This window comes from Desulfopila inferna (genome assembly GCF_016919005.1).
Lineage (GTDB): Bacteria > Desulfobacterota > Desulfobulbia > Desulfobulbales > Desulfocapsaceae > Desulfopila_A > Desulfopila_A inferna.
The window spans coordinates 1-1,245 of sequence record NZ_JAFFQE010000024.1 but is presented as its reverse complement, the minus strand read 5'-3'; the positions used below and the strand labels follow the sequence as shown (position 1 = coordinate 1,245).

The 1,245-nt window shown below is 52.9% G+C and carries 1 protein-coding gene; it reads right to left on the bottom strand.

The annotated features are described in order from the left end of the window. On the bottom strand, positions 1-1,245 hold a 1,245-nt coding region (locus JWG88_RS21260), incomplete at both ends, for a hypothetical protein (RefSeq protein WP_205235828.1).

Here is a 1,245-nt window from a genome sequence, read left to right as displayed (position 1 = left end):
CCCCACCATAGCGTCATATTGCCGGAAATGAAAGTGATAGAGCTCGCTTTCGCTGTCAAAGCGCTTGCCGGTGAAGGTATAGGGGTTTTTATCCAAATCTCCCGCCAGCACCTCGCCGAAGACATCATAAACATATCTGGTTTTCTGTTTTCCCTTATGGTTGCCGAGTGAGGCGACACTGCCAAGGGCGTCGTAGGCGTAGTAGAGCTTTCTGCCTTCGGGCCTGTGGCTGTATTCGCCCGGATTGCTCGGGGAGATGTTGTATTGCTGCTGGGCGATAATCCTGCCGTTGGCGCGGTAGTAGGCGGTGACCTTCTGGCTTTGTGGGCCTGAGACCTCCTGAATAACGTCCGTGCCGTCATAGAGATAGCTCTCGATGATGTTTTTGCCTTTGTTTTTAAAGGCACGACGATTGAAACCATCATAGCCGTAGCCGGTGGTTTCACCGTCGGGGGCTGTGAACTGGACGAGAAAATTATTGGCGTTATAGCGGTAACGGGCTTCGCCGTCTTCATCGATTTTGGCGATGCGATTGCCGTTGGCATCGTAGCTGTAGGCGGTATTTCCTTCCCGGATGAGCTGGTTGGCCTCGTTGTAGTGGTAGTAGATTGTCTCCTGATCGTCAGTCATGGACAGCCGGTTGCCCACCGGATCGTAGGTGTATTGGGCGAAATCGGGTACAGACGTCTCAGGTTCCTTGCCCTTTCCTTTGTGGTGGCCGTTTTTCTTACCTTTCCCCTTGTCGCTTCCCTTATTTTTGCCGTTGTTCGCTCTTCCGGCGGACTCAATTTGCGGATAATCGACCTCGATCAGCCGGTAATGTTTGTCGTATTGATAGGTGGTGAGCTTGCCGTCTTCATCGGCCATGGACAGCTTGTTCCCCACCGCATCGTAGGTGTAGACAAAGGAGGATAGTATATCTCTGTCGCTTGCGGAGACGATGGAGGCGATGCGGTTGTCCTGATTGTATTGGGTTTCTGTGACGGTAGAGTTGGGATAGGATACGCGCACGGCCCGGCCCATGGAATCATATTCATAACTGGTTTTTTCACCTTCCGGGTCGGTGAAGTCGGTCAGTCGGCCGGCTTTGTCATAGCTGTAGGAGAATACGCCGTTGTCGGGATCGATCATCTGGGTGCGGTTGCCCAGCAGATCGTATTGATAATCCACCCGTCCCATGAATTTATCGATGGCGGTTACCAGCATACCGCGGGCATCGTAATAGCGCTGCTCCCTGGTCGATTC